This is a genomic window from Curtobacterium salicis, from assembly GCF_011759505.1.
GTDB classification, from domain to species: Bacteria; Actinomycetota; Actinomycetes; order Actinomycetales; family Microbacteriaceae; genus Curtobacterium; species Curtobacterium salicis.
This window is the reverse complement of sequence record NZ_JAAOYO010000004.1, coordinates 529,631-536,933: the sequence shown is the minus strand read 5'-3', so window position 1 is coordinate 536,933 and position 7,303 is coordinate 529,631. Positions and strand designations below refer to the sequence as shown.

At 70.3% G+C, this 7,303-nt stretch carries 7 protein-coding genes; all 7 read right to left on the bottom strand.

Annotation, left to right across the window (positions count from 1 at the left end; translation table 11 throughout):
* Positions 1-411 precede the first annotated feature (411 nt).
* A complete protein-coding gene (locus E9228_RS14935; RefSeq protein WP_111076311.1) occupies positions 412-1,182 on the bottom strand; it encodes a fumarylacetoacetate hydrolase family protein in 771 nt (256 codons plus the stop codon).
* Between the two features lie 9 nt (positions 1,183-1,191).
* Positions 1,192-2,328 (bottom strand): branched-chain amino acid aminotransferase, encoded by a 1,137-nt coding sequence (locus E9228_RS14930; RefSeq protein WP_166781311.1) that lies wholly within the window; start codon positions 2,326-2,328, stop codon positions 1,192-1,194.
* 16 nt (positions 2,329-2,344) lie between these two features.
* Positions 2,345-3,415, bottom strand: coding sequence for a 3-isopropylmalate dehydrogenase (locus E9228_RS14925; RefSeq protein WP_166781310.1), 1,071 nt, complete (start codon positions 3,413-3,415; stop codon positions 2,345-2,347).
* Positions 3,416-3,424: 9 nt separating this feature from the next.
* The gene (gene serA / locus E9228_RS14920) at positions 3,425-5,014 is read right to left on the bottom strand and encodes a phosphoglycerate dehydrogenase (protein ID WP_166781309.1); all 1,590 of its coding nucleotides are present in this window, start codon (positions 5,012-5,014) and stop codon (positions 3,425-3,427) included.
* An 80-nt stretch (positions 5,015-5,094) separates the two neighbouring features.
* Positions 5,095-5,478 (bottom strand): hypothetical protein, encoded by a 384-nt coding sequence (locus E9228_RS14915; protein WP_166781308.1) that lies wholly within the window; start codon positions 5,476-5,478, stop codon positions 5,095-5,097.
* Positions 5,475-5,897 carry a hypothetical protein gene (locus E9228_RS14910; RefSeq protein ID WP_166781307.1) on the bottom strand — a complete coding sequence of 141 codons (423 nt, stop codon included), beginning with the start codon at positions 5,895-5,897 and terminating at the stop codon, positions 5,475-5,477. The genes E9228_RS14915 and E9228_RS14910 overlap by 4 nt, the downstream gene beginning before the upstream one ends.
* Before the next feature lie 26 nt (positions 5,898-5,923).
* Positions 5,924-7,114, bottom strand: a complete 1,191-nt coding sequence (locus E9228_RS14905) for a mannitol-1-phosphate 5-dehydrogenase (protein ID WP_166781306.1) — start codon at positions 7,112-7,114, stop codon at positions 5,924-5,926.
* Between the last annotated feature and the right edge of the window lie 189 nt (positions 7,115-7,303).

Genomic DNA, 7,303 nt, shown 5'->3' with positions numbered 1-7,303 from the left:
TGTGCACGCTGTTGAGTTCTCAAGGACCAGACGCACTCCCCACATCACACCACGAAGATGATCCGCCAGAGAGGCTGTCGTTCTCGAACCCACCGGAGGACCGACACGAAGTCGACATCTGTTCGATGGGCTGGTTGCTGGAGGCGGACCCCGTCCGGACTGCATCTGCCGGGTTGTACACCCGGTGACCGTCTCGGCCGTTCCGTTCCGCCTCAGCGGCAACGAGTGATTACTTTACACACGGTCCGAGGGCCTGCCAACCGGGTGTCCCGCCCGGGCGTGTCGGCTACCAGGCCGGGAGAACGTCGCCGGGTGGACCGGTCGCCGGACCGGACCCGGGACGGACGAGAGGCCCGACACCCGAGGGGTGCCGGGCCTCCAGGTCGAGAGCCGTCGGTGCGAGCGCGCCGGTCAGTGGCGCGCGATCACCGGGTTGCGGAGCGAACCGATGCCGGAGATCGTGACCTCCACCACCTCGCCGTCGCGGATCGCGCCGACGCCGGCCGGGGTCCCGGTCAGGATGACGTCGCCGGGCAGGAGCGTCCAGATCGACGAGATGAACTCGATGAGCGTCGGGATGTCGTGGACCATCTCGTTCGTCGAGGCCGCCTGACGGAGGTCACCGTCGACGCGGGTCTCGATCCGGATGTCCGACGGGTCGATCTCGGTCTCGATGACCGGACCGAGCGGGCAGAAGGTGTCGAACCCCTTCGCGCGGGCCCACTGACCGTCGCGCGCCTGCAGGTCACGAGCGGTCACGTCGTTCGCGATCGTGTACCCGAGGATCACGCTGGCGAAGTCCTCCTTCGCGACGTTCTTGGCGAGCGAACCGATCACGATCGCGAGTTCGCCCTCGTGGTCGACGCGGCCGATGTCAGCCGGCAGACGGATCGGGTCCTCCGGACCGATGACCGACGTGTTCGGCTTGAGGAACACCACAGGGTCGTCCGCGGTGTGCTCCTCCATCTCCGAGACGTGCTCGGCGTAGTTGAGGCCGACCCCGATGACCTTCGAGCGCGGGATGACCGGGGCGAGCAGCTTGGCGTCCTTGAGGGACACCCGCTCCCCCGTCGTCTCGAAGCCCTGGTACATCGGGTCGCCGGCGAGCACCACCAGTGCGCGCTCGTCGAGGATGCCGTAACGGGGGTCCTCCCCCTCGGTGCTGAACCGTGCGATCTTCACGGGTCGACCCTACTCAGCGCTCGACGTCGGGTCCGTGAGCCGGACCATCCAGCCGTGCGGGTCGGCGCGGCGACCGTACTGGATGTCGGTCAGTTCCTCGCGGAGGGACATCGTGAGTTCCCCGGCACCGGTCGTCGGCGATCCGATGGTGAACCCGTCACCGCGGAGCTCGGCGATCGGAGTCACCACGGCGGCGGTCCCACAGGCGAAGGCCTCGGTGATGGTGCCGTCGGCCACGCCGTCCCGCCACTCGGTCAACGACACCGCGCGGCGTTCCACGCGCAGGCCGCGGTCGAGGGCGAGCTGCAGGATCGAGTCCCGCGTGATGCCCTCGAGGATCGAGTCCGAGTCGGGCGTCACGAGCGTGCCGTCGGAGCGGACGAGGACCACGTTCATCCCGCCCAGTTCCTCCAGGTACTCACCCTTCTCGGAGTCCAGGAACATCACCTGCTGGCAGCCGTGCTCGTACGCCTCCTGCTGCGGGAGCAGCGAGGCCGCGTAGTTGCCGCCGGTCTTCGCCGCGCCGGTCCCGCCGCGCGCGGCGCGGGCGTACTGCGTCGAGAGCCAGATCGAGACCGGCTTCGGGCCCGAGGTGAAGTAGGCACCCGCCGGGCTGGCGATGCAGTGGTACTGCACGGCGTGGGCGGCCCGGACCCCGAGGAAGGCCTCGGTCGCGATCATGAACGGGCGGAGGTACAGGCTGGTCTCCGGCGCGGACGGCACCCAGTCCTGATCGGCGGCGACGAGCTGTCGGATCGACTCGACGAACACCGATTCCGGCAGTTCGGGGAGTGCCAGTCGGCGGGCCGACCGGGCGAACCGACGCGCGTTGGCGTCCGGCCGGAAGGACCAGATGGAGCCGTCGGCGTGCCGGTAGGCCTTCATGCCCTCGAAGATCTCCTGCGCGTAGTGCAGGACACTCGCACTCGGGTCGAGGGAGAGCGGACCGTAGGGGTGGATCGAGGCGTTGTGCCAGCCGTCGTCGATCGTCCACTCGACCGAGGCCATGTGGTCGGTGAAGTGCTTGCCGAAGCCCGGGTCAGCGAGGATCTCCTCGCGCTCGGCGGCCGCACGCCGCTCCGGCGACGGGGTCGTCGAGAAGTCGAGGGCGAAGGTGTCGGTGGTCTCGGTGGTGCTGTCGCTCATGCGGGGGTGACTCCTGTCAGGCCGTGGTGGTGCGTGCGGCGGCCGCGGCGCCGGCGATGGCGTCGCCGATCTGGGCGGTCGACCGTCTGGTGGTGCTCCGGTCGGCGAGGTCGGCCTCCACCGCCCGGGTCACCGCCGCCGCCAGGTCCGCGCGACCCACGTGGTCGAGCAGCAGGGCGACGGAGAGGACCGCGGCGGTCGGGTCGGCCAGCTGCTGGCCGGCGATGTCCGGCGCGGACCCGTGGACCGGCTCGAACATGCTGGGGAAGGTGGCGTCCGGGTTGAGGTTGCCCGAGGCCGCCAGACCGATGCCGCCGCTGATCGCGCCGGCGAGGTCGGTGATGATGTCGCCGAAGAGGTTGTCGGTCACGATGACGTCGAACCGCGACGGTTCGCGCACCATGTGGATCGTGACGGCGTCCACGTGCTGGTAGTCGACCGTGACGTCCGGGTACTCGGCACCGACCGCGGCGACGGTCCGCTGCCAGAGCGAGCCGGCGTGGACCAGCACGTTGCTCTTGTGCACGAGCGTCAGGTGCTTCCGCGGTCGTCGCATCGCCAGGTCGAACGCGTACCGCACGACCCGCTCGACGCCGTGCGCGGTGTTGAGCGAGACCTCGGTGGCGATCTCGTGCGGGGTGTCCACCCGGATGGCGCCGCCGTTGCCCACGTACGGGCCCTCGGTTCCCTCGCGGACGACGACGAAGTCCACCTCGCCCGGGTCGGCGAGCGGCGAACCGACCGCCGCGTGCACCTTGGTCGGACGCAGGTTGACGTAGTGGTCGAACGCGAACCGCAGCTTCAGCAGCAGACCGCGCTCGATGATCCCCCCGGCCAGGCGCGGGTCGCGGGGATCGCCACCGACGGCGCCGAGCAGGATCGCGTCGTGCGCGGCCAGCGCCGCCATGTCGTCCTCGGTGAGGATGTCCCCGGTCGCCAGGAAGCGCTCGGCCCCCAGCGAGAACGGGGTCTCCTGCACGTCGAGCTCGCCGTCGGCCACCGCGTGCAGGACCTTCAGCGCTTCGTCCACGACCTCCGGGCCGATGCCGTCGCCACGGATGACCGCCAACTTGAGCGTCTGCGACATGCGGGTCTCCTAGAGCGTGATGTCGATCTCACGCAGCGATGCCGCGTCGATCGTGGAACGGACGTGCTCGAGGACGTCGTCCGGCACCGGCGAGTCGACGGTCAGCACGCTGAGCGCCTCACCGCCGGCGGACTGACGGGCGATCTGCATCGCGGCGATGTTGATCCCCGCCTCGCCGAACTCCTTGCCGTAGACCGCGACGATGCCCGGACGGTCCGTGTAGGCCATCACGATGTGGTGCTTGTCGAGGGCGACCTCGACGTCGTAGCCGTTGATCTCGACGAGCTTCTCGACCTGCTTCGGGCCGGTGAGCGTGCCGGAGACGCTGATCGCCGGGCCGTCGGACTGGGCACCGCGGATGGTGAGGAGGTTGCGGTACTCGGGGCTGTCGGCGTCCGTGATGAGGCGCACGGTGACACCGCGCTGCTCCGCGATGAGCGGAGCGTTGACGTAGGACACCTGGTCGCTGACGACGTCCGTGAAGACACCCTTCAAGGCGGCGAGCTTCAACACGCTGACGTCGTACGCGGCGAGTTCGCCGTGCACCTCGACGTCGATGCTCGTCACCGGTGAGGTCGCCATCGCCGTGAAGACCTGGCCGAGCTTCTCGACGAGCGGGATGCCCGGGCGGACGTACGGGTCGATGACGCCGCCGGCGACGTTGACCGCGTCCGGGACGAGCTCGCCGCCGAGGGCGAGGCGGACCGACTTCGCGACGGCGACACCGGCCTTCTCCTGCGCTTCGTCGGTGGAGGCGCCGAGGTGCGGGGTCACGACCACGTTCGGCAGCGACACGAGCGGCGAGTCCTTCGGGGGCTCGGACACGAACACGTCGAGGCCGGCGCCGGCGATGGTGTTCGAGGTCAGCGCACGGTGCAGGGCGTCCTCGTCGATGAGTCCACCGCGGGCGACGTTCACGACGAAGGCGGTCGGCTTCATCAGCGCGAACTGCTCGTCGGAGATCATGCCGACGGTCTCGGGCGTCTTCGGCATGTGGATCGTGGTGAAGTCCGCGCGGCGGAGCAGGTCCTCGAGCGAGACGAGCTCGACCCCGAGCTGCTGGGCGCGGGCCGAGGTGACGTAGGGGTCGTACGCGATGACCGAGACGCCGAACGCCTGCAGGCGCTGGGTGATCAGGGCGCCGATCCGGCCGAGACCGATGATGCCGACGGTCTTCTCGTAGAGCTCGACGCCCGTGTAGGACGACCGCTTCCACGCACCGGCCGCGAGCGACGCGTGCGCCGCCGGGATGTGCCGGGCGAGCGAGAGGATGTGTCCCACCGTCAGCTCGGCCGCGGAGATGATGTTCGACGTCGGCGCGTTGACGACCATCACGCCCGCGGTCGTCGCCGCCTTGATGTCGACGTTGTCCAGGCCGACGCCGGCGCGGGCGATGACCTTGAGCTCCGGTGCCGACGCGATCGCCTCGGCGTCGACCTTGGTCGCGGAGCGGACCAGGATCGCGTGCGCGTCGGACAGCGCCGCGAGCAGCGCTGGACGGTCGGTGCCGTCCACGTTCCTGATCTCGAAGTCGGGCCCGAGGGCGTCGACGGTGGCGGGCGAGAGTTCTTCGGCGATCAAGACGACCGGCTTCGACACGACAGCGGTTCCTCACACGAGACGGGTGGTGTACCACCACCCTATCGACGGCCGGACCCGGTTACGACGCCGGCAGCAGGTCAGAGGTCGACGAGGCTCGGCACGTAGAGCTGCAGTCCGAGCCAGAGGGCACCCGCGGCCGCGAACGCGACCACCAGCACCGCGGCCGTCACGACGGCCGTCGACCGACGGGTCACCACGACCGCGACGGCGTACGCGAGCGGTGGGACGACCACGTCGACGACGAGCCAGAGCCACGGCACCGGGCGCTTCAGGGACGCGCCGCCGGCGGACCCGACGAACTCGTTGAACTTCTGCAGCTTGTCCGTGACGACGACGAGGTTGCCGACGCTCTGCGCCGTCATGTAGGCGAACAGCACGGCGAAGACGACCCAGACCACCAGGCGCCCCACCAGACCCCGGGCGGACCGGGACCGTGTTCCGGGACGCTCGACCGCGGTCACCCGAAGCTCCGCGTCATGAGGAACGGCCACGGGAACAGGACGACGGCTCCGAGCAGCATCCACAGCAGTCGTGTCCGGGTGCTCCGGCCCCGCGCGACCCAGATCACCACGGCGAACCAGAGCGCCGGCGCGACGATCGCCAGGAACCGGAGGAGCGTGACGAACCCGGACAGCACCGCGTCGGTCGTCGACAGGTAGGTGGTCGAGGCGGTCAGCAGCCAGGCGACCGTGTACAGCAGGTACAGCCCGCCGAAGACGCCGAACCCGATCAGGGCCCCGGACGTCTCGGGCGCGTCGGGGTCACGGGCGTCACGCTCCTTGACGGCGATCGGGTTGTGCGCGGCGTCGACGTGCGTCGCGTCGTCCGCGTCGCCCCACGACAGGGCGGCGTCGTCGTCGTGTTCGCGGGCCTCGGTCATGCCGTCGAGTCTACGAGGATCGCCGCTCATGCCTGGGCGGGCTGGGTCTCGAGGACCCCGGCGACGACGTCGCGCACGGCCGGGAACAGCGGGTGCCCCTCCATGAGTCCGGTGAGGATCTCGGTGAGCGCGTGCGCGGTCGCACCCGAGCGGAGCAGGGCGTGCAGTTCGATCGACTCGGGGTCGTCCTGGTCGTCGAACTCGAGCGCGACCCGGACGGCTCCGATGAGGTGGTCGACGGGCAGTCCGCGCTCGGCGAGCTGTGCGGCCGGGCCGATGAAGCGCTCGCGACGGCCGAGCTTCCGGAGCGGGTTGCGGCCGACCCGGCGGGTCGTGTCGGGCAGCAGCGGGTTGGCGATGCGGGTGAGGTTCGCCGCGACGTACCGGGCGTGGTCCTCCGGGTCGAACCCGTGCTTCGCCACGAGCAGCGCGGTGGTCTCCGCGAGCACCCCGTCGACCTCCGCCCGCACGTCGGGGTCCTGGAGGGCCTCCCGGATGAGCCGGATCCCCCGGACCCAGCCGTGGTAGGCGGCGGCGCCGTGCGCCGTGTTGACCGTGTAGAGCTTCCGCTCGACGAACGGCTGCAGGTCGTCGACCCACGTGACGCCGTCGATGACGGGAGGCTCGGAGCCGGTCCCGGCGAACGGCGTGCGTTCGATGACCCACTCGTAGAACGGTTCGAGGACGACGTCGAGGCCGCCGGACTGCCCGAGCACGCCCGACTGGTCCGGCACGATGCGGTCGATCGCACAGTTCGCGAAGACGGCGGCGATGTCGCGGTCTTCGAGGATCGGGGCACGACGGATGCTGGCGTGCAACGAGTCGGTGGCGTTGAAGGCGTTCTCGCACGCGACGATCGTGACGTCGCCGCGGTCGAGCGGGCGTGCCGCGAGCCCTTCCGCGATGAGGGGGGCCACGAGGGGCAGGGTGCGCGCGCCGACGGCCGTGGTCACCACGTCGGCGTCGGCGATCGCCTGCACGACGCGCGCACGGTCGGTCTTGCTGTTCAGCGCCCGGAACCCGTGCACCAGGTGCTCGACGGGCATCTCGCCGACTTCGTGCACGACGAACCGGCCGGCCTCGTTGAGGGCCGAGACCACACGCTCGTCGACGTCGACGAATGTGAGGTCGTAGCCGCTCGCCACGAGGAACTGGCCCACGAACCCGCGCCCGATCTTGCCGGCGCCGATGTGGACCGCTCGTCTCGTCACCGCCATCCGACGATCATCCCATGCCGATCGGTGCGCCCACGCCATCGTGTGGACGGACCGGAGGGGTCGACGACGGAGCGCGTCGCCGCGCTGCCGGGACGTCCTCGGGAGACGTCGGGGTGCTGGAGGAGCTGCTGCATGGTGTCCGGGTCACATCGAGAGGCGGCGGTGCAGTGCACCGCCGCCTCGCGGGTC